Annotated in this window: 24 protein-coding genes; 9 read left to right on the forward strand and 15 right to left on the reverse strand. The window is 52.9% G+C overall.

The features are described from left to right. A partial coding sequence (locus tag EDI29_RS15325) for an IS110 family RNA-guided transposase (RefSeq protein WP_137741582.1) occupies positions 1–772 on the forward strand: 772 nt, incomplete at its 5' end. Positions 773–857: 85 nt separating this feature from the next. Here the strand turns inward: EDI29_RS15325 and ppsA are convergent. Then, positions 858–3236: a phosphoenolpyruvate synthase gene (ppsA, locus tag EDI29_RS15330; protein ID WP_137741583.1), complete on the reverse strand. Its 2379-nt coding sequence runs from the start codon at positions 3234–3236 to the stop codon at positions 858–860. Between the two features lie 300 nt (positions 3237–3536). Here ppsA and ppsR point away from each other — a divergent pair, with 300 nt between their 5' ends. The 6 genes from ppsR (at position 3537) to EDI29_RS15360 (ending at position 9470) form a co-directional block, all read left to right on the forward strand. Beyond that, the gene (ppsR, locus tag EDI29_RS15335; protein ID WP_137741584.1) at positions 3537–4358 is read left to right on the forward strand and encodes a posphoenolpyruvate synthetase regulatory kinase/phosphorylase PpsR; all 822 of its coding nucleotides are present in this window, start codon (positions 3537–3539) and stop codon (positions 4356–4358) included. Positions 4359–4550: 192 nt separating this feature from the next. After that, a complete protein-coding gene (locus EDI29_RS15340) occupies positions 4551–5597 on the forward strand; it encodes a 3-deoxy-7-phosphoheptulonate synthase (RefSeq protein WP_137741585.1) in 1047 nt (348 codons plus the stop codon). Between the two features lie 214 nt (positions 5598–5811). Further along, positions 5812–6864 carry a hemin-degrading factor gene (locus EDI29_RS15345; RefSeq protein WP_137741586.1) on the forward strand — a complete coding sequence of 351 codons (1053 nt, stop codon included), beginning with the start codon at positions 5812–5814 and terminating at the stop codon, positions 6862–6864. Then, the gene (locus EDI29_RS15350; RefSeq protein ID WP_137741587.1) at positions 6861–7679 is read left to right on the forward strand and encodes a heme/hemin ABC transporter substrate-binding protein; all 819 of its coding nucleotides are present in this window, start codon (positions 6861–6863) and stop codon (positions 7677–7679) included. The genes EDI29_RS15345 and EDI29_RS15350 overlap by 4 nt, the downstream gene beginning before the upstream one ends. Next, positions 7676–8680, forward strand: a complete 1005-nt coding sequence (locus tag EDI29_RS15355; protein ID WP_137741588.1) for a FecCD family ABC transporter permease — start codon at positions 7676–7678, stop codon at positions 8678–8680. The genes EDI29_RS15350 and EDI29_RS15355 overlap by 4 nt, the downstream gene beginning before the upstream one ends. Next, positions 8673–9470, forward strand: coding sequence for a heme ABC transporter ATP-binding protein (locus EDI29_RS15360; protein WP_137741589.1), 798 nt, complete (start codon positions 8673–8675; stop codon positions 9468–9470). The genes EDI29_RS15355 and EDI29_RS15360 overlap by 8 nt, the downstream gene beginning before the upstream one ends. A 19-nt stretch (positions 9471–9489) precedes the next feature. Here EDI29_RS15360 and EDI29_RS15365 read toward each other — a convergent pair whose 3' ends face one another. Continuing rightward, the gene (locus EDI29_RS15365) at positions 9490–10941 is read right to left on the reverse strand and encodes a protein adenylyltransferase SelO (RefSeq protein ID WP_137741590.1); all 1452 of its coding nucleotides are present in this window, start codon (positions 10939–10941) and stop codon (positions 9490–9492) included. A gap of 187 nt (positions 10942–11128) precedes the next feature. Continuing rightward, complete coding sequence (locus tag EDI29_RS15370) at positions 11129–11854, reverse strand: EAL domain-containing protein (RefSeq protein WP_137741591.1); 726 nt, start codon at positions 11852–11854, stop codon at positions 11129–11131. Between the two features lie 353 nt (positions 11855–12207). Between EDI29_RS15370 and EDI29_RS15375 the strand changes: the two genes are divergently transcribed. Continuing rightward, complete coding sequence (locus tag EDI29_RS15375) at positions 12208–12615, forward strand: hypothetical protein (protein ID WP_137741592.1); 408 nt, start codon at positions 12208–12210, stop codon at positions 12613–12615. Positions 12616–12826: 211 nt separating this feature from the next. Here the strand turns inward: EDI29_RS15375 and EDI29_RS15380 are convergent, their stop codons facing one another. From EDI29_RS15380 to EDI29_RS15410, 7 genes are all read right to left on the reverse strand, one after another. After that, positions 12827–13843, reverse strand: a complete 1017-nt coding sequence (locus EDI29_RS15380; RefSeq protein WP_137741593.1) for a lipoate--protein ligase — start codon at positions 13841–13843, stop codon at positions 12827–12829. A gap of 42 nt (positions 13844–13885) precedes the next feature. Continuing rightward, positions 13886–14398: an NlpC/P60 family protein gene (locus tag EDI29_RS15385; RefSeq protein ID WP_137741594.1), complete on the reverse strand. Its 513-nt coding sequence runs from the start codon at positions 14396–14398 to the stop codon at positions 13886–13888. 149 nt (positions 14399–14547) lie between these two features. Beyond that, positions 14548–15324, reverse strand: coding sequence for a vitamin B12 ABC transporter ATP-binding protein BtuD (gene btuD, locus EDI29_RS15390; RefSeq protein ID WP_137741595.1), 777 nt, complete (start codon positions 15322–15324; stop codon positions 14548–14550). After that, a complete protein-coding gene (locus EDI29_RS15395; RefSeq protein ID WP_137741596.1) occupies positions 15325–15876 on the reverse strand; it encodes a glutathione peroxidase in 552 nt (183 codons plus the stop codon). It lies immediately after the preceding gene. 52 nt (positions 15877–15928) lie between these two features. Then, positions 15929–16924, reverse strand: coding sequence for a vitamin B12 ABC transporter permease BtuC (btuC, locus tag EDI29_RS15400; protein WP_137741597.1), 996 nt, complete (start codon positions 16922–16924; stop codon positions 15929–15931). A gap of 121 nt (positions 16925–17045) precedes the next feature. Continuing rightward, the gene (locus EDI29_RS15405) at positions 17046–17810 is read right to left on the reverse strand and encodes a class I SAM-dependent methyltransferase (RefSeq protein ID WP_052901243.1); all 765 of its coding nucleotides are present in this window, start codon (positions 17808–17810) and stop codon (positions 17046–17048) included. 38 nt (positions 17811–17848) lie between these two features. Beyond that, positions 17849–18190, reverse strand: coding sequence for a cupin domain-containing protein (locus EDI29_RS15410; protein ID WP_137741598.1), 342 nt, complete (start codon positions 18188–18190; stop codon positions 17849–17851). A 116-nt stretch (positions 18191–18306) separates the two neighbouring features. Here EDI29_RS15410 and EDI29_RS15415 point away from each other — a divergent pair, with 116 nt between their 5' ends. Beyond that, positions 18307–19023: a Crp/Fnr family transcriptional regulator gene (locus EDI29_RS15415; RefSeq protein ID WP_137741599.1), complete on the forward strand. Its 717-nt coding sequence runs from the start codon at positions 18307–18309 to the stop codon at positions 19021–19023. 416 nt (positions 19024–19439) lie between these two features. Here EDI29_RS15415 and cobB read toward each other — a convergent pair whose 3' ends face one another. The 5 genes from cobB to lolC form a co-directional block, all read right to left on the reverse strand. Next, positions 19440–20270, reverse strand: a complete 831-nt coding sequence (cobB, locus tag EDI29_RS15425; RefSeq protein WP_137741601.1) for a Sir2 family NAD+-dependent deacetylase — start codon at positions 20268–20270, stop codon at positions 19440–19442. Between the two features lie 11 nt (positions 20271–20281). Then, on the reverse strand, positions 20282–21193 hold the full coding sequence (gene nagK, locus EDI29_RS15430; RefSeq protein ID WP_137741602.1) for an N-acetylglucosamine kinase: 912 nt from the start codon (positions 21191–21193) through the stop codon (positions 20282–20284). Between the two features lie 84 nt (positions 21194–21277). Continuing rightward, positions 21278–22525 carry a lipoprotein-releasing ABC transporter permease subunit LolE gene (gene lolE, locus EDI29_RS15435; protein WP_137741603.1) on the reverse strand — a complete coding sequence of 416 codons (1248 nt, stop codon included), beginning with the start codon at positions 22523–22525 and terminating at the stop codon, positions 21278–21280. After that, the gene (gene lolD / locus EDI29_RS15440) at positions 22522–23229 is read right to left on the reverse strand and encodes a lipoprotein-releasing ABC transporter ATP-binding protein LolD (RefSeq protein WP_137741604.1); all 708 of its coding nucleotides are present in this window, start codon (positions 23227–23229) and stop codon (positions 22522–22524) included. The genes lolE and lolD overlap by 4 nt, the downstream gene beginning before the upstream one ends. Then, a complete protein-coding gene (lolC, locus tag EDI29_RS15445) occupies positions 23222–24424 on the reverse strand; it encodes a lipoprotein-releasing ABC transporter permease subunit LolC (protein ID WP_137741605.1) in 1203 nt (400 codons plus the stop codon). Before lolC ends, lolD begins: the two co-directional genes overlap by 8 nt. Between the last annotated feature and the right edge of the window lie 130 nt (positions 24425–24554).

Genomic DNA, 24554 nt, shown 5'->3' on the forward strand with positions numbered 1-24554 from the left:
GCCGCTGGCCACCTTCCTGAGTGATGCGGGTTATGTCGTCAGCGTGGAAAATCCGGCGCGTATTAAATCCTTCGGTCGCAGCGAGCTGAGCCGTAACAAAACGGACAAAGGCGATGCACGTATGATAGCGCGCTATTGCGGTCAGCACTCTCCGGTGGAATGGCAGCCGATCCCGCTGAATGAAAGAAAACTCAGGGCTCTGGTAAACCGCCTGAATAATCTGCTGGAGATGAAGCAGATGGAAGAAAATCGTCTGGAGACAGCGGATGCAGTGGTGCAGCCTTCCATCAGCGAAGTGATAGCCATGCTGGATGCCCAGTCAGAAGAGACACGGCGGGCAATAAACGACCATATCGATAATGACCCGGGGCTGAGGAAAAACAGGAAACTGCTGGAGTCGATCCCCGGGATAGCAGGTGTGCTGAGCAGTACGCTGCTGGCGTATCTGGGCGATATGTCGAGGTTCAGCAGCAGTAAGGCGGTGGTGGCGTGGACAGGGCTGAATCCGATGCAGCAGGAGTCAGGACAGTGGAAGGGAAAAAGTCGGATCTCGAAGATGGGTAACAGCATAATGCGCCGCTCACTGTATATGCCAGCGATAGTTGCGATGCAGTATAACCCGGCGGTAGCTGCGTTGAGAGAGCGGATGAATGCCCGTAATAAGTCAGGGAAAGTGGTGGTGTGTGCAGCAATGAAAAAGCTGCTGCAACTGGCTTACGGGGTGCTGAAATCGGGTCGTCCGTTCGATGCTGAGATATGTCTTGCCAGATAGCTGGCAAGACGGTATCTAAAATCTGACATCGCTGGCGACCGTGACGCCCGCTAACTACCGAGCGTCATGGCATCCACAGTACGGACTACTTGTGCTCCGCCAGATTTAGCCAGGTTTGCACCACGGTATCTGGGTTAAGCGACAGGCTATCGATGCCCTGCTCCATCAGCCAGATCGCGAAATCTTCATGATCTGACGGGCCTTGACCGCAAATACCGACATATTTACCCTGCTTTTTGGCAGCCTTAATTGCCATCGACAGCAGCGCCTTCACCGCATCGTTACGTTCGTCGAACAGTGATGACACCACGCCGGAGTCACGATCCAGACCCAACGCGAGCTGCGTCATGTCGTTTGAACCGATGGAGAAACCATCAAAGTGTTGCAGGAATTCATCGGCCAACAGCGCATTGGACGGAATTTCGCACATCATGATGATTTTCAGGCCGTCTTCGCCACGGCGCAGCCCCTGACTCGCCAGTTCGGCAATCACCGCTTCCGCTTGCGCCACGGTACGAACGAACGGGATCATGATCTCGACGTTCTTCAGACCCATCACGTTACGCACGCGTTTGACCGCTTCACATTCCAGCGCAAAACAGGCTTTGAAGTCCGGCGACACATAGCGACCCGCACCGCGGAAGCCCAGCATCGGGTTTTCTTCTTCCGGCTCATAGCGCTCACCGCCGACCAGATTGGCGTATTCGTTCGACTTAAAATCGGACAAACGGACAATAACGCGCTTCGGCGCGAATGCCGCTGCCAGCGTCGCGATCCCTTCCACCAGACGACCGACGTAGAATTCCACCGGATCGTCGAAGCCCTGCATCAGCGCTTTAATTTCACGTTGCAGCTCCGGGGTTTGCTGATCGAATTCCAGCAGCGCACGCGGATGCACGCCAATCATGCGGTTGATGATGAATTCCAGACGCGCCAGACCGACGCCATCGTTTGGCAGGCAGGCAAAATCAAACGCGCGGTCAGGGTTACCTACGTTCATCATGATTTTCAGCGGCAGTTCAGGCATTTCATCAATCTGTGAACTCTTCACGGAGAAGTCCAGCAGATCCTGATACACATAACCGGTGTCGCCTTCCGCACAGGACACTGTCACTTTCTGCCCCTTGCGCAAACGCTCGGTCGCATCACCGCAGCCCACAACGGCAGGGATGCCCAGCTCGCGTGCGATAATCGCCGCGTGGCAGGTACGTCCGCCGCGATTGGTAACAATCGCCGCCGCTTTCTTCATGATCGGTTCCCAGTCCGGGTCGGTCATGTCGGTTACCAGCACGTCGCCCGCATTGATCAGGTGCATCTCGCTGATGTCCTGAATCACTTTGACTTCACCCGCGCCGATACGGTGGCCGATTGCGCGGCCTTCCACCAGCACCGTGCCGCTGGCTGGCAGGTGATAACGCTCCATAACCTGACCGTTGGAACGTACCGTTTCTGGACGCGCCTGCACGATATAGAGTTTGCCCGTGTGACCATCTTTCGCCCACTCGATGTCCATCGGACGACCATAGTGTTTCTCAATCAGCAGTGCCTGACGCGCCAGCGCCTGCACTTCGTCGTCCGTCAAACTAAAACGCGCCGTTTGTTCTGCCGGCACATCTTCAATCCGCACCTGCTTACCATGTTCCTGGCTCGCGGCATAAACCATACGGATTTTCTTCGATCCCATGTTACGGCGCACGATCGCAGGCTTGTTGTTCTGTAAGGTCGGCTTATGAACATAGAATTCGTCTGGGTTCACCGCCCCTTGCACCACCATTTCACCCAAACCGTAAGCCGAGGTGATGAACACCACCTGATCAAAACCGGATTCGGTATCAATGGTAAACATCACCCCCGCGGAAGCCAGATCGGAGCGCACCATACGTTGTACGCCCGCCGACAGCGCCACGCCACGGTGGTCATACCCCTGATGTACACGATAGGAGATCGCGCGATCGTTAAACAGCGACGCAAATACGTGTTTCACCGCGACCATTACCGCGTCAATGCCCTGCACGTTCAGGAAGGTTTCCTGTTGGCCTGCAAAGGACGCATCCGGCATATCTTCCGCCGTGGCAGAAGAACGCACCGCAAATGACGCCTCTTTTTCACCATCAGCCAGTTGCTGATAGGCATCACTGATTGCCTTCTCCAGTTCTGGCTGGAACGGCGTATCAATAATCCACTGGCGAATCTGCGCGCCAGCGCTGGCCAATTGGCTCAGATCGTCAATATCGGTGCGATCGAGCAGCTCATAAATGCGCTGATTGATCCCGCTTTGATTAAGAAAATCATTAAACGCCTGCGCCGTTGTCGCAAAACCGTTGGGAACGGCTACGCCCAAATCTGAAAGGTTGGTGATCATTTCACCCAAAGAGGCATTTTTGCCCCCTACCCTTTCAACATCGTGCATACCGAGCTGGTTATACCAAAGGACATTACGCAAATCAGGGCCGTTATTGGACATCGAAAATAATCCTTTCTGCATACAATTAGGGTATGAAAGAGTTCGGTTGAGAATCGCCTCAACGCAATCAGGTTAGCATAGCGTTTTGATGAACATGGACAGGTGAATCGATCAACCTATGAAAAAAAACTGATTTCATGGCGAATGATTGCCTAACGCAGTAAAAATCCAATATCGTAGAAGATTAGCATTCTTTATCATAAAGATAATGAAATGGTGTTTTAATAAAACTATTCGTAAAACACAATTTTTGACGAGGTTAAGGTGTTCGAACTGTCGGAAATATCATCAGGAGGTTATGTGGAAAGAAGCGTATTTTATGTCTCGGACGGCACGGCAATTACGGCTGAAGTATTGGGTCATGCGGTCTTATCCCAATTCCCCGTTAACACGGTTAGCTATACCTTACCCTTCGTTGAAAGTGAAGCCCGCGCTAAAGCCGTGTGTGAACAAATCAATACGTTGTATCAGCAAACCGGTGTTCGCCCACTGGTGTTTTATTCCATCGTCACCCCCACCGTTCGTAACATTATTACCAGCAGCGACGGGTTTTGTCAGGATATTGTACAAGCGCTGGTTGCGCCCTTGCAGGAAGAATTAAATACTCCTCCGACGCCCGTTGCCAACCGCACTCACGGTTTGACAGCCAATAACCTAGGCAAATACGACGCGCGTATCGCGGCTATCGACTATACGCTAGCGCACGATGACGGCATTTCTCTGCGCAACCTCGATCAGGCTCAGGTTATTTTGCTGGGTGTGTCACGCTGTGGTAAAACGCCGACCAGCCTGTATCTGGCGATGCAGTTCGGTATCCGCGCCGCCAACTATCCTTTTATTGCCGATGATATGGACAACCTGCGCCTGCCAGATGCGCTGAAACCCTTCCAGCACAAACTATTTGGGCTCACCATTGATGCCGAACGGCTGGCGGCCATTCGGGAAGAGCGTCGGGGCAACAGTCGCTACGCCTCGCTGCGCCAATGCCGTATGGAACTCAGTGAAGTTGAAGCTCTATTTCGCAAGCATCAGATTAAATATCTCAACACCACCAATTATTCCGTTGAGGAAATTTCCGCCAAAATCATCGACATTCTCGGCATGAGTCGAAGAATGTACTAGTACATGATAGATTTTTTGTCCTGATACGGTTGTAATGTGTGCCATTTCGTTTATTGTGTGCACCATCACTTCCCGGCATTTCGCCGCTGCGAAGCAACCCATTTAGTCGGAAACATTGCCTGAAAATACTGCCATATCCACGTTTTTTCGATGACAACCGATTTTCGACTTGACCGTATTTAGAGACAAAACATGCTACAAACAGATGAACTGCGGAGCGCGCGCATCGAGAGTCTGGTTACGCCCCAAACGTTACTTTCCAGACTCCCGATTACCCCTGCCGTTGCCGAAAATGTCACCTCATCACGCAAGAAAATTGAAGCTATTCTCTCCGGCCACGATGCCCGTTTACTCGTCGTGATTGGCCCGTGTTCAATCCATGACACCGACAGCGCATTAGACTATGCACGCCGTCTGGCTGCGCTACGCACGCAGTATCAGGATCGGTTGGAAATCGTCATGCGCACCTACTTTGAAAAACCACGCACGGTCGTGGGTTGGAAGGGGCTGATTTCCGATCCCTCGCTTAATGGTACGTTTAAGGTGAACGAAGGTCTGGAGATTGCCCGCCGCCTGCTGCTGGACATCAACCAGCTTGGACTGCCGACCGCGACGGAATTCCTCGATATGGTCACCGGTCAATATATTGCCGACCTGGTTAGCTGGGGTGCCATTGGCGCGAGAACCACCGAAAGCCAAATCCACCGTGAAATGGCCTCGGCGCTGTCTTGCCCTGTCGGCTTCAAAAACGGGACAGACGGCAATACGCGTATCGCCGTCGATGCGATCCGTGCCGCGCGCGCCCAGCACATGTTTCTCTCGCCGGATAAGCAGGGTTTCATGTCCGTCTACAAGACCCAGGGTAATCCGTTTGGCCACATTATTATGCGTGGCGGGAAAAAGCCGAATTACCATGCGGAAGATATCGCCGCCGCCTGTGCGCATCTCAGCGAGTTTTCTCTGCCTGAGCATCTGGTGATCGATTTCAGCCATGCTAACTGTCAGAAACAACATCGTCGTCAGCTCGACGTCGCCGATGACATCTGCCAGCAAATCCGCGCAGGATCGCGCGCTATCGCGGGCATCATGGCGGAAAGTTTCTTAATCGAAGGGAACCAGTCCGCCATTAACCCTCTGGCATTGACGTATGGACAATCCATTACCGATCCGTGCCTCAGTTGGCAGGACACCGAAACGCTGCTGGCGCGTTTGGCAAGCGCCGTCGACTGTCGTTTTTAACGCAATACGCGCTGGCACACACCGTCCCCGGTAGTGTGTCAGCCATTTTCCTGCTTTCCCCCGCCCATCTCGCTATCTCGCAGCACGTAAATACCTCTTACGATTCCTCTTATTCCACTTATTAAGAAAACTTCACTTGAGGTTGCGTTTTTGTTACATGAAAATGATTCTCATTCATTGCTATAATCTCTACGACAACGATTAAGGGAACCCGATGCAGACGTCCATTTACCAACAATACCTCCAGGCTAAAGTTGAACATCCGCGTAAATACGCACGCGATCTCGCTGCGCTACTCGGCATCAGCGAAGCGGAGCTGACGCACGCCCGTGTTGGACACGATGCGCAGCGCCTACAGGGTGACGCCAAAGTGTGGCTCAGTGCACTGGAGCAGGTTGGTAATACCAAGTCGATCACCCGCAACGAGTACGCCGTGCATGAACATACTGGCTACTATCAAAATCAGACGCTGGATGGGCATGCCGGTCTTATCCTCAATCCACGCGAATTGGACCTGCGTTTGTTCCTTTCTCAGTGGGCTTCAGCCTTTGAACTGCGTGAAAACACCGCTCGCGGTGAACGCCAGAGCATTCAATTCTTCGATCATCAGGGTGATGCCATTCTGAAGGTCTATACGACCGACACCACCGACATGGCCGCCTGGCAGCTATTCGTTGAGAAATTTACCAGCAGCGAAAACCCAGCATTAGCACTTCGTCCAGCAAGTAATAACGCCGCAGCCGAGCAGGTCGTTGCCCATAATCCTCAGTTTGAAGCAGACTGGCGTGCGATGACGGACGTACATGATTTCTTCATCCTGCTCAAGCGTTACAATCTGACACGTCAGCAGGCGTTTAACTCGGTCGCTGACGATTTGGCCTACCGTGTAGAAAACGACGCCCTGTCACAGATTCTGTTTGCCGCACGTGAAGATCAGAACGAAATCATGGTATTTGTCGGTAACCGTGGCTGCGTGCAAATCTTCACGGGTACGCTTGAGCGTGTAGAGCGCATGGAGCAACACGCGGAATGGATCAATATCTTTAATAAAGATTTCACGCTGCACCTGATCGAAGGCGCGATTGCTGAAAGTTGGATCACGCGTAAACCAACGGTCGACGGTATCGTGACCAGCCTGGAACTCTACGCCGCAGACGGCTCTCAAATTGCACAACTCTTTGGACAACGTACCGAAGGCACGCCGGAACAACAACAGTGGCGCGACCAGGTCGATGCCCTGAAACCGCGTAAGGATCTTGCCGCATGAAAAACTGGTTATTCCCTCTGTTATTGACACTCCCGTTGGGGGTGTCTGCTGCCGAACGTGTCGTTTCTATCGGCGGCGACGTCACGGAAATCATCTACGCGCTCGGCGCAGAGAAAGATTTAGTTGCACGCGACAGCACCAGTCTGCACCCAGAAGCCGTGAAGAAACTGCCTGATGTAGGGTACATGCGTCACCTCAATACCGAGGGTATTTTGGCAATGAAACCTTCTCTGGTTGTTGCCAGCGATCTGTCTCAGCCCTCGCTGACTTTACAGCAGGTTGCGGACAGCGGCACCAAAGTGGTTCATGTGACCGCCGAGCCGTCGCTGGATGCCGTGCCGAAGAAAATCAGTGCTATCGCTCAGACGCTAGGAAAAGAGACTGAAGGTAAAAAACTGACGGAAGCCTATCAGCAGAAATTGGCGGCAGTAAAAACGTCGCCGCTGCCGGTTAACGTGCTCTTCATTCTCAGCCACGGCGGTATGACTGCGCTGGCCGCGGGTAAAAACACCCCGCCAGACACCATTATCCGCGGCGCGGGTCTGAAAAATGCCATGCAAAACGTTGAGCGCTACCAGCCACTGTCGCAGGAAGGTGTGATTGCCAGCGCGCCGGATCTGATTATGATCTCCAGTCAGGGACTGAAAACGCTGGGCGGCGACGCACAGGTCTGGAAATTACCTGGTCTGGAACTGACCCCAGCCGGTAAAAACAAGCGTTTGTTAGTCGTCGATGACATGGCGATGCTCGGCTTTACGCTCGAAACCCCGGCGCTGATGGCAACGCTGCGTCAGACAGCCGAAGCGATAAAATGACGTCACGGTTTCATCCGCGCTCTTGGTTGATCGCGCTGCTGTTGCTGATGGTGGCACTGATGGTGGGTGCCGCCAACATGGGCGCGTTAAGCCTGTCGCTAAACATGCTCTGGCAAACGCCGTTTGACGATCCGATTTGGCATATCTGGCTGAATATCCGCGTTCCCCGCGTACTGCTGGCGATACTCGTCGGCGGGGCGCTGGCCTGTTCCGGCGCGATTATGCAAGGGCTGTTTCGTAATCCGCTCGCCGATCCTGGCCTTTTGGGGATCAGCAGCGGTGCCGCGCTCTGCGTCGCACTGACCATCGTACTGCCGCTTGGTTTGCCTCCGCTGTTAGCGCTTTATGGCCCGATGTTCGCCGCCTTTGCCGGGAGTTTGGCGATTACTGCCATCATCTTCATCCTCAGCCGTTCCGAACAGGGTGGATTAACACGGCTATTGCTGGCGGGTATCGCGCTCAATGCGTTGTGTCTTGCCCTCATCGGCGTCTTGACCTACCTCAGTACCGATCAGCAGTTGCGGCAGTTTTCACTGTGGGGTATGGGGAGTCTCGGACAAGCGCAGTGGCCCATGCTGCTCGTCGCCAGCACACTAGCCATTCCCGCGATGATCGCCACCTTATATTATGCGCGTCGTCTGAACCTATTGCAGTTAGGAGATGAAGAAGCGCACTACCTCGGCGTTAACGTGAAGCGCACTAAATACACGCTCTTGTTGCTGAGTTCGCTGCTGGTTGGTGTGGCGGTGGCGGTGAGCGGCGTAATCGGGTTTATCGGGCTTATCATCCCACACCTGATGCGCATGCATCTGGGTGCCGATCATCGCTGGCTCCTTCCTGGATCTATACTCGGCGGTGCCTGTTTGCTGTTGTTTGCCGATACGCTGGCACGCACGCTGCTTTCTCCGGCGGAAATGCCCGTTGGGTTATTAAGCAGCCTGATTGGCGGCCCTTATTTCTTATGGCTGATCGTTCAGCATAAAGGACGCGGCAATGACTGACTCAGCGCTCGACCGGACCTTATCCGCCCACAATTTGCGCTTTCAGACCAACGGGCGCTATCTGACCGATGATGTTTCTCTGGAACTAAATTGTGGGGAAATCGTGGCGATTATTGGTCCTAACGGCGCGGGGAAATCTACCCTGCTCCGCTTACTGACCGGTTATCTGACACCCGATGAAGGCGAGTGTCTGTTAGCCGGACAACCCTTTTCGCACTGGCAGCCCGGCGCACTGGCAAAAACGCGTGCGGTGATGCGTCAGTATAGCGGCATGGCGTTTGCGTTTAGCGTACAGGATGTCGTCGCAATGGGACGTTCTCCTCATGGGCGTTACCCGAAAAATGATGACGTGGTTCAACAGGTCATGGCGCAAACGGGCTGCCTGGAACTGGCAACACGCGACTATCGCCATCTTTCCGGCGGAGAGCAGCAGCGAGTGCAATTGGCTCGCGTGCTGGCGCAGCTGTGGCATCCAGAACCGACGCCGGGCTGGTTATTTCTCGATGAACCAACCTCGGCGCTGGATCTGTACCATCAGCAGCACCTCTTACGGCTGCTCAAGCAACTCACGCGTGAACAACCGCTAGCCGTGTGCTGTGTTCTGCACGACCTGAATCTGGCGGCGCTGTATGCCGACCGCATTCTGCTGCTGCACGAAGGCAAACTGGTCGCACAAGGATCGCCTACCCACGTACTACAGGCAGAGACGCTGGCGCACTGGTATCGTGCCGATCTTAGCGTAGGTTCACATCCTGACTACGCCATTCCGCAGGTTTATCTGCGGCAATAGCCTGTATGCCTGCTCTGGCTTAGCTGGAGCAGGATATCTCCAGATGCTTACCCCACTCTGGCGGTAACGCTGCCAAATCATGGTTATCCGACTGTTCATCAAACGGTCGACACAGAGCCTGATGCAAACGAGCCAGCACGCTGATGTCGTCACTTTCCGCCCGTTCAATCGCCATTTGCGCCAGATAATTACGCAGAATATATTTCGGGTTCGTCGTATTCATCAACCGACGGCGTTCCTCATCGCCCTGCTCTTCCTGCATCAGCCTCTGGCGATAGGTCGCAAACCAACTGTCGAATGCCGTTCTGTCGATGAACTCATCACGGAGCGGCGAGCGCGATGCCTGCTTCTCACTATCTGCCAGCAGGCGGAACGTGCGGGTGTAATCGCTGCCTTCCTGCTGCATCAAACGCAACAGCCCGACCAGCACGTCATTATCTTCAGAACTCGCGGTAAATAAGCCCAGTTTGGCGCGCATCAGGGTGCCATAGTGCTGCATCAGCGCCGGTTCATAGCGCGCAAGCGCGCGTTCTAGCGTATCGGTATCCATCAGCCCAGAGAGTGCCTGCGCCAGACGATGCAGGTTCCACAGCCCAACCGCTGGCTGATTATCAAACGCGTAGCGACCGCGGTGGTCGGAGTGATTACAAATGAAGCCCGGCTGGTAGGCATCTAAAAAACCATAAGGGCCATAGTCGATGGTCAATCCCAAAATCGACATGTTGTCCGTATTCATGACACCGTGCGCAAATCCAACCGCCTGCCAATGTGTAATCAGCCGAGCGGTACGTTCTACTACATCGCCGAACCACAGTTCATAACGACGCTCGTCGTTCTCCCACTGCGGCCAATGACGAGCAATCACATACTCCACTAACTGACGCACTTTTTCCGGTTCACGACGGTAGTAGAAGTGTTCAAAATGGCCGAAACGCACATGGCTTTCCGCCACGCGCAGCAGCATTGCGCCCTTTTCTTCCTGCTCACGCTGCACCGGATGTTCGCTGGTAACAATCGTTAGCGCCCGCGTGGTGGGAATCCCCAGATGGTGCATCGCTTCCGAAGCCAGAAATTCACGTATCACCGAACGTAGTACGGCACGACCATCGCCCATGCGTGAATACGGTGTTAGCCCCGCACCTTTGAGGTGCCAGTCCATACTGCGGCCATCCGCCAGCTGTTGTTCCCCCAGCAAGATGCCACGCCCGTCGCCCAGTTGACCGGTCCACATGCCAAACTGATGGCCGCTATACACCTGCGCCAACGGCGCCATTCCCGGCAGTAAACGCGCTCCACTCCAGATGCCATCCTGTTCTGACGTAAACCAGTCGGGAGATAAACCAAGCTCAGTAGCCAGACCTTCGCTGTGATAAAGCAGACGAGCCCCCTGCAACGGCGTCGGCTGTAGCGCGGTATAGAACCCCGGCAACTGATGAAAGTAGTGATTTTTAAATAACGGTGTTTGCTGCATCCTGTCTCCCTAATACCACCCTGTTCAGGTGAAGAGAGCCACACGCTCACCACACAACGACTAACGGGTAGGCAGAAAGTGTAGAGGGATGGCAGTGAAATTAACACGGAGGAAACACAGGGGTATTATTTCCATCACTCACATTCAGGAAAGAACCCTCACTCCCGAAAGCAACAAGGTTATTGAATTAGCCGATAAGCGACGTGCGCTGCTCAAGCCGTTCGAAATGCACCGCAGGCCACATCTGTCCTTGAACGGCATCAACATTCAGTTGGCCAATTTTATTCAAAATCGCCATATTATTAATGTCCTTGGCGATAATACTGATGCCTGAATAGCTGTTTTTAATCGTCCGTAATAACGGCTCCATCATCAGCGTATTGGTCGGCCGCGATAAAAGCTGCCCGATAAACTGACGATCCAACTTCACACCGCGCACTAGCCCATCGTGCAAAGGTTTCAACGTGGCCTTTCCAGAGCCAAAATTATCCAACCACAAAGGAACGGATTGACTCAGGTTCAGTAGTGCAGCGTTTTCTTTTCCCTGTGATAGCTGTGGGAAAAGCTCATTAATTTCCAACAAAACAAAATTGAGGTGTTTGATTTCACCACGCAGTACGTCGGATTTAATTAACATCTCTGTTATCTGCCGCCCTACCTTCAACACCAGTTGGATGTGATTATCGATAAACCATGCGGATTTTTCTTTGATAAAAAGAAGCTGCTCATGAATAAAATCATATTGTTGTCGCGGGCTTAACTGCATGAGAAGAAGATCGGCAGGCATACTCAATTTACCCGCAAGACCGTTAAAATGGCTGATCATTTCAACAGCCAGCAACGTTCCATCCAGCCTAAATATCGGCCAAAAAACGTAATCACTGGTGTAATCAACAGCAAGATGGATGCGCATGATCCTGTACTACACAAAACAAATAATAATCACATTACGTTATTATTATAGCCAAATCCACCGCGCTTGCTCGCATACCGCACGAAAAGCGTTTTTCTGTGATGTCGTCGCGCAGCGCAACCGTCTCTATGCCTGATATCTATGGCAAAGTGCAGGATAAGGTTAGACCTCTGCTGAAATTGATCTCTCTAGAAATGAGAAAAAGTAGAAAAATTGCAGATGGGGTATTTGAGAGAACGGATTATGCCGTATTAATCCATGAATTAACTGGTTGATTTTCCATTTAATAACCTTACTAATTAAATTATTTTATATATAATGCCATCGAGTTTACATAACCTAAGGAATTAATTATGAAAGGATTTTTATTTGTATGTTCGATGTTGCTCTCTATGTCCTCCTATGCGCAATGCTGGATTGCAAATGGTGACTTTAAAGGTTATACCGCATCGCATGGATCAAAATATCAATTTATAGAAAATAGCAGAGCGAGCAAAGGAAACGTTTACATTGATATTACTGGCGATAAGGTCAAGATAAAACAGGATAATTCATCCGCTTTTGATATGACTATAGGGTATGACGTTGTTGCTAAAAATGCATTTGTGGGAAACAGTACAGCATTAGGCATGACCACGTTGGAGCAATGGTTAATTACTAAGGATAATAAATTATTACTCACAGAAACCCTTGAATACCATGATACTCCAGAAATGAATACCGTAACGGTCTGGGTCAGCGACATTATCGGCAAGTGTTAATTAAATAATTACTATCGTCCAGGGTGATCGCTCAAGCGATCACCGAACGTGACAATAAAACGGCTCATCTTCACCGCTCCAGCACGTCCTTATCGAGTCAACCTTCCAAGTCTGTACTGGTACGCGGTTTGGATAACTCGATGGCTTTATCGCATATGATATGACGATCCCCCAGGTTGTATCCTCTTTCGAGGACCACCGTTGTATCGCATTAACGCAAACTTTGCGCCAGCCAATCAGCCAGTTCCTGTAGTTCGTTTTGCTGTTCAGGGAAGGGAGCCATCAGTTCCTGACACGCGGCTGCCAAGGCTTCCGGGCGATATGCTGTTCCCTGTAATGCGGACGCCAGTGCTTCTAATGGCGCCGGATTCAGGCTATCGGTATAAATCTGCGCCCGAACAATCACACCGCGTTCCACATCGAAATGTAATTCAACGCCGCCCCAGGTAAACCGGTTATCGAGCAAGTGCGAGAAATCCGGTGCCTGACCGAAATTCCATTCCCAGCTACTTTGACGCGCAAATTGTTCACTGAATCCCGGTAAATCTGGGTGGGCAGAAGGCGAGATAATTTCCGGTTCGCACTGTTCGCCAAAATAATCAAAGAAGGACTGCGTCACGGCTTGGCAAATGACCAAATGATCGACAGAAGGCAGTAATTCCACCAGATTGGCGACGCGGGAACGCACGGACGTAATCCCTTTCGCCTGTAATTTTTTAATATCCGGGTTCAAATAGTCTGCTAAACGATTGAGATCTGCGTTCAGCAGTAGCGTACCGTGATGAAAACCACGATCTTTGGTTTCACGATAGGCAGAGCCGGATACCTTGCGCACGCCATCAGCCGTTTCTACCACCAGATCGTTACGCCCAGACGCACTGGCTTTTAACCCAAGCGCACTGAGTGCATCCAGAACAATCTGCGTTGAGACGCTTTTATCGTATTCCGGCTTACCGGCCATAAAGGTAAAGCAGGTATTACCGAGATCGTGAAAGACCGCCCCACCGCCGCTGCTGCGCCGTGCCAGCTTGATGCCGTCCTCTTCCATCCGCCGCGTATTGCACTCTTTCCACGGGTTCTGGGCGCGGCCAATGACCACCGTTTCCGCATTCCTCCACAAAAACAGCACCCGCTGTGTGGTGGGCATCTGACGAAAGATGCACTCCTCAACGGCCAGATTAAACCAGGGATCGTAAGAGTCAGAGATGAGTAAACGCAGAGAGGACATAAGTGGGTAGCTCCGTGCCGTCAACAAAATAAGGAAGGAAAATTAGATACGGCGGGCCTGCCAGTACGCCCGTTTCCAGTACACGTTATCCAGCGACGAGCGGATGACGCCTTGGCTGGTGGACGCGTGAATAAACTGGTCATCTTTGTCATAAATACCGACGTGCAGCCCGCTACTGCCGCTGCCCGTTTTGAAAAAGACCAAATCGCCCGGCAGCAAATTATCACGGTCAATGCGCTCACCCAGCTCGGTTTGCTCTTCTGTGGTACGTGGTAATTGCATACCAAACTTATCGCGAAACGTTAGGTAGACGAAACCGGAGCAATCGATGCCGTTACGATCCAGGCCGCCATAGCGGTAAGGCGTTCTGTACCATTGCCCCAGTTGATCGTTTAGCTGCACCATCACCATGATCGAATCACTCAGACGCGCATTCGGCGGCGGATTATTATGCCGACTACTGCTACAGCCAACCAAAATCAGGCTGGCGAGGAGCAAAGCATATCGTAGAGTCACTCTGTATTGTAAAGTCAACCCTTGTCGTAAAGGTATCATGCGCGATTACCATAAAACCGCCGAGGCCATAAACCTCTGGCGTCTGAAAATGCTAGGTATTGGATTAATTTAGCGTTTAATCAGGGTTGCTGGCAAGTAAAGGTGATTTTTCCCATTTTCTGGCGACGCAGATTCTCTTACGGCAGCAGTCAGGCGCTGCGCGTGATAATCCAGTTTCTGCCATCGACCACGTGCCGCTGAAACGCGACACCGAATACAGGAGACAGCACCTCCGGCAGCATGACATTCGCCGTTTCGCCCTGTGCCACCAAAACGCCTGCTGACAACAGCCAGACGCGATCCGCATGGTGGGCGCTGTGGTTGAGATCGTGTGCGCAAACCACGATGGCAATCCCCAAGCGACAGAGTTCACTCAGTAACGCATCCAGCGCCACCTGCTGCGCCACATCCAGACTGTTGGTCGGTTCATCCAGCAGCAGCAGACGCGCGTGCGGGTTGATCGTCGGCCAAACCTGCAATAGCGCCGCAGCCAGCCGAACACGCTGCCACTCACCGCCCGATAGTTGAGTGAGCGGACGCGCCAGCTTGTCGGTTAACATCAGGCGTTCCGCCAGAGAGTGCACCACCTTTTCAACCGCGTATTCCTGCGCCAGTGGTGGTTGATGCAATTGCCAATACTGAAATACCGGCATCAACGCCAGCGGCGGTTGCTGCTGCGCCAGATAGGCACGCCGCACGGCTAAATCCGCTGCCGTATACTGCGACAGCGGCGTACCAGCCAGCAACACGTCACCTTCTCCTGCCAGCAAACCCGCCGCCCTTGCCAGCAACGTGCTCTTTCCTGCACCGTTTGGGCCAATGATGTGCAGCAGTTCACCGCGATGAAATTCCGCAGTCGTTGGTGACAAACGCGGCAAGACACTGGCCTGCCGCAACTGCAATACCGGGGAAGTCTGCTGCGTCAATTATTTTGCCAACGCCGCGTCGATCGCTTTCACGATGGTGTCATGGTCAGGAGCCATATCCGGCGCAAAGCGATCAATCACGCGCCCTTCGCGATCCACCAGGAATTTTTCGAAATTCCACAGGATGTCTTCTGGATTCTTGGGTTTACGGCCTTTATTGACCAAACGCGCAAAAAAGTCACTTTTCCAGGTTCCATTGGCTTCCGGTTGCTGACGAATCAATAACTGGTACAGCGGGTGGCGGTTCTCACCATTCACTTCAATTTTGCTGAACATCGGGAACTGAACGCCAAATGTCCCACGGCAGAATTCCTGAATTTCTTCTTCCGAGCCTGGTTCCTGCCCTGCAAATTCATTGGAGGGGAATCCCAGCACGACCAGACCTTTGTCGCGATAGGTTTCGTAGAGTTTTTCCAACGCGTCGTATTGTTTAGTCAGGCCGCATTGAGAGGCGACGTTGACGACTAAAGCCACCTGCCCTTTAAACGCTTCAAACGTTGTCGCTTTCCCGTCGATGGTGGTCAGCGGAATGGCATAGATTTCAGTGCTCATCGTTTTGCTCCCTTCAGTAATAAAACAAGAGTTGGTAAAACAAGACATCTCGCTACAGTCGATTACGTAATAACAGCCAGATAAACCATGGCGATCCCAGCGTAGCGGTAACCACGCCTATCGGCAACTCGGCTGAATTCAGCGCCACGCGCGCAACCGTATCCGCCAGCAGCAGAATACCACCACCGGCTAGCGCACATCCGGTCAATAAATAACGCTGATCGGTCAATCCACACAATCGCAACATGTGCGGAATCACCAATCCAATAAACGCGATGATACCGGCCAGCGCCACGCTCAGGCCGACCTGTACGCCCATGACCAGCACGAGAATTGTCCGCCAGCGGTAAACTGGGATACCCAATTGGCGCGCCTGAATCTCACCCAGCGTCAGTCCATTCAACACCGCGCCCTGACGGCTCAACCACAATAGCAGCGGCAATAGCGTCAACATTAGCCAGCCGTGTCGCCAGTCAATACCGCTAAAGCCGCCCATCATCCAGTACATCAGTTGGCGTAAGTCGAGGCTGGTACTGAAATAGACCGCCCAGGTCATCACCGCGCTACAGATAATCCCAAGCGCAATGCCAATGAGTAATAAACGGGTATTGGAAATATGACGGCGGGCAAAATGGAGTAATAGAAAGGTGATCAGCAACGCACCAGCGATAGCACTCAGGCTTAACACCCAGACGGGCAGCAGTCCCTGTCCCAGCAACACCGTCAACACTAAGGCTACGCCGGCACCGTTCGCTACGCCCAGTAATCCCGGTTCCGCCAGCGGATTATCAAAGACGGCCTGCATCACGGTGCCTGACATCGCCAGACTGGCCCCCACCAGCATGACGGCCAGCGTTCTGGGCAAACGCAGTTGCCAGACAAAGAGCTGCTGTGCGTCATCCAGCCAGGCTGTCGGCCAAATCCAGCGTTCCCCGGCGCACAGGCTGATAACCAGCGTGAGCACGAGAAACGCCAACAGCAGTGCCAGACTCCGACGATCGCGTCTGCACTGCTGTTGTTTTAGCTGGCTGTAGTGAGGTAACGGCATCGCGTGCTTTAGCGGGATATCACCCGGCGGTAGTTAAGTATAGTCATGTATGGTAAACGATTTTGCCTGCCTTACACGCTTTTTCCTTGCTACCGCTCCGCGGTCAAAATGGATACGACCATTACTTGGTACTGCATACCGCAATATAGTTGAGCTGGTTCCGATTGCGGCGGAAGGTATGAAACATGTTGAAGAACATGCTGCGGTTTTCTTTTTTCAGCGCATTTTTTACGATACGCGCCGCACCCGCTACGCCTTCATCATAAATCAGCCCTTGTGGCGTCAGCAGCGTCATCGCGCCGTTATCATAGTTAACCTTGCTAAAACCACATTCTTGAAACAGCGTCACCCAGCGTTCACGCAGCATCGGCTGTGCATGTACGTTAATCGCTTTATGCATCTGTTCCACCGCCTGCAATGCCCCGGTATCTTTCTCGGAAAGCAGCATGATATCGTGGGTAATCAGACGACCGCCTGGCTTCAGCACGCGATAGTATTCGGCAATAATGCGGCTCTTGGCCTTGTCGGCATACATCGTCAGCATGGCTTCATTAATCACTACGTCAAAGTGATTATCGGGAAACGGCAGTTCCAGCGCATTCGCCTGCATAATCGTGACCTGCGAAGCCAGACCGTTCGCTGCCACATTTTCCTGCGCCTTCTGTAGCGCGACTTTATCCATATCCGCGCCGATAACCTGACAGCCAAATCGACGTGCAATTTCCATCGCCGTAGTGCCCATATTGCAGGCGACTTCTAATACTACGCTGTCCTGCCGGAACCCGGCCTGACTGAGCAGCCATTCAGTTGCCTTTCTGCCGCCGGGGCGCAAACGTTTTTTCCCCAATCGGGCTAAAAATTTATGTCCTGCTTCATGATCGCTCATACTGTCACTCCTTAATTCTGTGTTATCGCATTCGCTATTTACTGCGTTTTCAGCGTCTTCAACATAGTCAGTAACATACGTGACGACTGCTGCGCATCAACGGCATGAGGGATATTGGCGGGCATACGTACCAACGTGCCGGGCTGTGCGATAACCGGCTCGCCACCGATCGTCAGCAATAATTCACCTTCAAGTACCATAACCAGTGCATCATAAGGCGCACTGTGTTCGCTCAACCCCTGCCCCTGATCGAAGGCAAACAGCGTAACGTTGCCGCCGTCGGTACGGGCCAACACGCGGCTGGCAATACCGTGTTCGGTTGGGGTAATTAATTCATGGAGAACCAGCGCCTGTGCCGCCGGAAGAGTATTGTCTTTCATGGAAACGCTCCGCTATTTTCGATTCAGCGTGCCGTGATTTTGCTTGCTGAATTCATGCAAGTGATTATTATTTTCATTTACTAGCTTAATGGTAATACCCGCCTCTGGGAGGGCAAATGACATTTGTCAAAAAGGCGCTATCGCCCGATGAATACGGCGAAGTGCTGTTTCAGCATGACTGGATGCACGGCGAACCCAGCGACGTGGTGTGTGAACTATTAGCCAAAAGCGAGCGCCTGTTTTTCCGGCAGGACGATGTTCTGTTTCGCGAGGGCGACAAAATGCAGCACTGTTTGCTGGTTGAAACGGGGAAATTGCAGGCTTTTCGCCATACCTATGGTGGAGATGAGAAAATTTTCGGGCAGTTTGAACGCGGTGAGTTTGTCGCTATTGCTGCTGTATTCATGGATCACGGTCGCTTCCCAATGAACATCCGTGCGCTGAGCGATGGTCACACGCTGATGATTCCACGGCAGGATATTCACCAGTTTTGTTTACAGCGCCCGGAGCTGGCGCTGCGTTTGCTGAATTATCTGGGCAAGAAGCTCTATTCGACCATCAACCAAATCGACTGGCTGACCTCCAGCTCCGCGCCACAGCGCCTGGCAGATTACCTGCTGCGGCAGCATCACATTCAACAAACTCAGCATCTAACATTACCCGTGAGCCGTGGTCAACTCGCCACGTCATTGGGGATGCGCAGTGAAACATTGAGTCGATTGATGTCCGACTGGAAGCGGCAAGGCCACATAACCTATCGAGGCCATCAGGTGGAATTGTGCGATCTGAATTATCTAGAAGAACTGGCTGCCGAGGCCCGGCGGACATTCTGACTGATCATGCTAAGGCTTTGTAAAATGAAGCATGGCGGTGCTATAGAACAATTTTGGATATAGATTTTGACAATTGTCATTCCCGTATTACCGGATTATCGACTACGCTTAACTTACATTAATGAGAATAACTCTCATTAACATATCTGTCTTTATAAGACGCTGTGAGGTAACGCTATGCTGGGCTTTTTCCGACGAACCTTATCTCTTCATGGGGCACGGCCACCGCATCCGCAGGCGGACTCGCCGACAGAAACCGTTTCGCATACTCACTGTAGCGAGAGTGAGTATTGTTTCTTTAACCACGCCGCGATGTTGCCATTCGACCAGCTTGACGAATGTTGCTGCGGCAACGATCGGCAAGAGAAAACGTCATCCTCATACCATTCATGACGTTTTCACGTTGTGCTTGACGGTTAAAACTTGATGCTTTGACCACGCGTCAGCCAGGCACCGACGAATTCGGGTACCACGGTGCTCGCGGGGCCGTAAATTTTTTCATCAAACTGGCTTTCTACCTGACTCGGCTCCAGATTCAATTCCAGCGTGTAGGCACCGTGTGAATGGGCTTCATGGACAAAACCCGCGGCGGGATAGACATGCCCCGAGGTGCCGATCGCAATAAAGTAATCGGCCTGCGCCAGCGCATGGTAAATCTTATCCATGTACAGCGGCATTTCACCAAACCACACCACATGCGGGCGTAACGGCGCGGGAAATTGACAACAGTGGCAGCGTTCGCCGACGGCGAGATCGTCCGTCCACTCAAAAATCTGTCCACTTTGGCTACAGCGTATTTTCAGTAGTTCACCGTGCATATGGATGACGCGCTGGCTACCAGCACGCTCATGCAGGTTATCGATGTTCTGTGTAATCAGTTGGAAATTGTCTTCCAACATCGCTTCCAGATTCGCCAACGCCAGATGCGCGGCATTAGGCACAATTTCCGGCTGCTGTAGCTGACGACGACGGGCATTATAAAATTCCTGTACCAGTCCGGGATTACGCTGAAAGCCTTCAGGCGTCGCGACATCCTCAACGCGGTGTTCTTCCCACAGGCCATCGGCTGCGCGAAAGGTACGAATGCCAGATTCTGCCGAAATGCCTGCGCCCGTCAGTACCACAACGCGCGGCTTTTTTACTTCGCTTGCTGCCAGATAATCACGATGGAAAATACGCGCCCGAAGACGCTGTTGCCGCAGTCGCTTTCCCTTGTGAAAACGCCCTAATCGTTGACGCGTATACATACTTACTCCAGCTAGTTATCCATTAAGTGTAGCAATGCCGCGCCACGTACGCCGCCCGCATCGCCATGACGCGCTTTCTCTATACGTGGCAGTTTCGCGATCGGTAAAAGTCGCGCAGGAAGACGCGTCGGTAAAATTTGATAAATTTCGTCAAAATTCGACAAACCACCGCCCAATACCAACAAATGCGGATCGAACAGAGTCAGGAGATTGCCCAGACAGGCCGCCAGCAAATCCATAAAACGGTCGACAAACTCCAGCGCTTTTTCTTCTCCGCCACGATAGTGCCGGATGATAGTGACAGCGGGTAGAGGTTCACCATACAGATGTTCATATAGCCATTCAAAACCGCGACCGGAAATATAGTTCTCGATACAGCCTGATTGCCCACAGCCGCATTTCACGCGGGGAATATCTATGCCGATGATATCCAACGCGTCGGACGGCAGGCGGAGATGACCGAATTCACCCGCGATACCGTTGCGCCCGTCGACCGGACGCCCGTTAATCACCAGACCGCCACCCAATCCCGTACCTAAAATCAACCCGAATACGACAGGATAGGAACGGAATTCTGCGTCCCAGGCTTCAGAAAGCACAAAACAGTTGGCGTCATTGCTAATGCGAACGTCGCGCTGCAAGCGCTGTGACAAGTCAATACGTAGCGGTTTTCCCATCGTCGCAGGCAGGTTGGCGGTGAATAACGCCCCGCTCTCATTTTGGATACCCGGTACGCCGATACCCACGCTCCCCTGCATGCCAACCTGAGCATCGGCTTCATGCACCAGATCGATCAGCGTAGTGAGCAGTTCATCATAATGCGTGCGCGGGGTCGGTACCCGCTTTTGCCACACCTTATTCAACGTAGCGTCGAACACGCCCAGCTCAATTTTCGTGCCGCCCATGTCAAAACCGTAGTACATGACTGCTCCTTAGGGTGTGATCACCGTACCACACGATAGGGACTATCCCCGTCATCTCTCAAGCCGCATGTGCGTTGGCTTGTCTTACTGTCCGCTCAACACGCGGGCTGGGTCAATACGGCTGGCGCGCCGCGCCGGATACCAGCTGGCAATCAGGCTCAGCACCAGCGATGTACTCAATACGATAAACACATCCATCAGATGTAATTCCGACGGCAGGAAATCAATAAAATAGATGTCACCGGACAGCAGCTTATGGCCGATGAGTGCTTCAATACCGCGAATAATCGGCGTCAATTGCAAGGTGGCAATCACGCCGACCACAGCCCCAATCACACTGCCCAACAGCCCGGCCAATAGCCCGTACCAAATAAAGATAGCCCGAATCAGCCCATCAGATGCACCCAGCGTACGTAGAACCGCGATATCGCTGCTTTTATCTTTCACCGCCATCACCAGCGTTGAAACAATATTAAAACAGGCCACGCCGATCACCAGAATCATCGCCAGATACATGATGGTTCTCACCATCTGGATGTCCCGATACATATAACCATAGGTGCCAATCCAACTGCGAATAGTGACATAAGATTTCGTGGCTTCGCCCGCATCGCGCACCAGTTTATTGGCGGAGAAGACATCTTTCGCCTTGATAGCGATCCCCGTTACGCTCTGCCCCATGTCCAGATACTGCTGGGCATCCGTCAACGGAATCAGCGCTAAGCCGTGATCGAGCTGGCCGCTCAGCTGTAAAATACCGCTGACGTGCAGCCGGATGCGTTTCGGCTGCATCAGCTTCATTTCCGGGTCGCTGTTCGGGATCATCACCGTGACCCAGTCCCCTTCCACCACATTCAGCGCCTTTGCCACGCCCTGACCAATAATGACCTGCTGTTCACCCGCGCGGAACCGCTGCCAGGCGTTATTAAGCACATAGTTGGGCAGCGCGCTAAGGCGTGTTTCCTGCTGTGGATCGACGCCTTTTACCTGAATCGCCTGAAGCTTGGCGCCGTTTTCCAGCAGCCCGGTGAAGTTGATATAAGGCGCAGCGGCAGCAACGCCGGGAACCTGTTCGATTTTCGGCAAGATATCCTGCCAGCCGTCAAAAGGCTGATTAACCGGAGCAATCTCGCCATGTGGCACCACGGCAAGAACGCGGTTATTCAGTTCACGCTCAAACCCATTCATCGCGCTTAGGCCGAGAATCAACACCGCTACGCCAAGGGCGATACCCAGCGTTGAAATGATGGAGATCAGCGAAACCATGCCGCCACGCCGACGGCCACGGCTAAATCGCAGGCCAATCTGCAACGAGAGCGGAGGAAAAGTCATTGCCGCGCTCCCATCAGGGTCAGTTCCTGCTGCAACTGACCGTCGCGCATTTCCAGTTGGCGGTTCAGTCGACCAGCCAGTTGCAGGTCATGCGTCACCACCAGAAAAGCCGTACCCTGTCGAACGTTCAGTTCTCCCAACAGTTCGAAAATGGTGTCAGCTGTGCGCTGATCGAGGTTACCGGTTGGTTCATCCGCCAGCACCAGTGAGGGGCTGTTGACCAACGCTCTGGCAATGGCGACACGCTGCCGCTCACCGCCGGACAATTCCGACGAACGGTGGTGGCTACGCGATTCCAGCCCAACGGCTGCGAGCATTTCACGTGCTTTATCCTGCGCCTGTGACGTGGGTACTTTGCCAATCAGCAGCGGCATCGCCACGTTTTCCAATGCGGTAAAATCTGGCAGCAGATGGTGAAATTGATAAATAAAACCCAGCTCGCGATTACGCAAATCCGCTTTTGCCGCCGCCGAAAGCGTGCTCAGCGATTGACCTTTGAAAATAACCTCGCCTGACGTTGGCGTATCTAATCCGCCCAGCATATGCAACAGCGTACTTTTACCCGAGCCAGAACTCCCGACGATTGCCATCATCTCGCCGCTGCTCATCTCAAAAGAGACATCGCGCAGCACGTCGGTAGAGAGCTTGCCGTCCTGATAGCGCTTGGACAGGTTAGTACACTGCAATAATGATAAATCACTCATAACGTAAAGCCTCAGCGGGTTGAACGGTGGCAGCACGCCATGATGGGTAAAGTGTCGATAAGAGAGCAATCACCATCGCGGAAATCGCGATCGTTACCACCTGCATGGGATCAATATCCACTGGCAACGCGGCCCCATCCAGCAATACGCCCAGCACAGGCATCAGCGTATTCAGTTGGCTGGCCAGTAGCGCCCCCAGCAATGCCCCTAACAGCGCGCCAACAACGCCAGCGCTGCCCCCCTGCACCATAAATACCGCCATCACCTGACGTTGAGTCAGCCCCTGCGTTTGCAGAATGGCGACCTCTCCCTGTTTTTCCATCACCAGCAAACCCAGTGAGGTAATAATATTGAACGCGGCCACCGCTACGATCAGGCTGAGTAACAGCCCCATCATGTTTTTCTCCATGCGCACCGCCTGAAACAGCTCACCTTTACGCTCGCGCCAGTCTTTCCAGACCATGCCTTCCGGCAGCGTTTGCGTACTCAGCGAATCGACCGACAGCGGCTTTTCCAGCCACAAACGCCAGCCGGTAATCTGGTTCGCCGGATAACGCATCAGCCGTGAGGCATCCTGCTGATTCACCAATAGTTGGTAGCTATCCACTTCGCTGTTGGCAGCAAAGGTTCCGGCGACGGTGAAAATACGCTGGCTGGGAATACGCCCCATCGGCGTCAGCTGGCTGGCGCTGGTTACCATCATGCGCACCTGATCGCCCGTTTTCACGCCCAGTTGCTCAGCCAGTTTCTCACCCAAGATAGCGTGATATTGACCTGGCTGAAGCTGCTGCTGTTTGACGTTGACCAAATAGCGCGATAACGGTTCTTTCTCGTCAGGATCAATCCCTAACATCACACCGACCGCGACGCTGCGGGCACTTTGCAGCACCACATCGCCCGTTGTCAGCGGCGCGATACGCGTCACACCGTCCAGCGAGTCTAAAGAGGAAGCAGGCATCAACGCGGGGTTCAGCGAGCCTTGTGGCGTAGAGATCACCGCCTGGGGCATCACGCCGAGAATATTGCCTTCCAGCTCGCGCTCGAAGCCATTCATGACGGAAAGCACGGTGACCAGCGCCATTACGCCAAGCGTGATGCCAATAGCAGATAACCAGGAGACAAACCGCCCGAAGCGGTCTGATGCACGCCCACGCATATAGCGTAGGCCAATAAATAAAGCGACAGGTTGATACATGAAATCCGTCTGGATAAGGTTGCCAAAGCAAAGTGATCAAGGATAATAAAGGGTAGTACTGCTTTATGGAACCCTAACACCCTCACTCTACGGCTTTTTCTTGGTCGGATGCAGGGAGGCGAGACCCGAT

The sequence above is a fragment of the Pectobacterium polonicum genome (genome assembly GCF_005497185.1).
Taxonomy (GTDB): Bacteria; Pseudomonadota; Gammaproteobacteria; order Enterobacterales; family Enterobacteriaceae; genus Pectobacterium; species Pectobacterium polonicum.